1 protein-coding gene and 1 pseudogene are annotated in these 467 nt (G+C 67.0%); one reads left to right on the forward strand and one right to left on the reverse strand.

Features of this window, described 5'->3' with window-relative positions:
- Positions 1-147: pseudogene (locus ABGA94_RS05225) on the reverse strand (alpha/beta hydrolase); the annotation flags it as partial.
- A 15-nt stretch (positions 148-162) separates the two neighbouring features.
- On the opposite strand from ABGA94_RS05225, the gene ABGA94_RS05230 reads away from it, so the two are divergent.
- The coding region (locus ABGA94_RS05230) for a GTP cyclohydrolase I (protein WP_375366582.1) at positions 163-467 on the forward strand (305 nt) is incomplete at its 3' end.

A 467-nucleotide genomic window follows, 5' to 3' on the forward strand; every position in this document is an offset into this window, starting at 1 on the left:
CAGGCCGCCGAGTGCTTCGATCGCCACCAGCCGATCAACACGGTCGCTGACCGAGGCGGTAAGGCTGGCAATGCCGGCACCCATTAAATGGCCGAGCAGGCTGAATCGGTCCCAGCCCAGCGCGTCGGCGACATCGAGTACGAAAGCCACTGCGAACACCACATGGCGCCGATCATCGGCCGCGTGCATGTCGGCTACCTGCCGGCCGGCAAGGTGGTGGGCATCAGCAAGCTGGCCCGGATCGGAAAACACTTCGACCAGCACTGCGAAGCGCGGGTGACCCTCAAGCTGCAGAAGACCGAACACCACGTCGACGCCAGCCTCAACATCCCGGGGCAGACCCTGCACGCCGGGCATTCGGTGTCGCTGGGGCTGCTGGCGGCTTCGCTGGTGGTGGTGCCGGTGGGCGTGGTGCATGCCGGCACCGCGCTGCTCGATCCAGAGATCCTGGCCGCCGGCCTGCTGGT

Source organism: Stenotrophomonas sp. 3diitr2024 (assembly GCF_042136455.1).
In the GTDB taxonomy this organism is placed as follows: Bacteria; Pseudomonadota; Gammaproteobacteria; order Xanthomonadales; family Xanthomonadaceae; genus Stenotrophomonas; species Stenotrophomonas sepilia.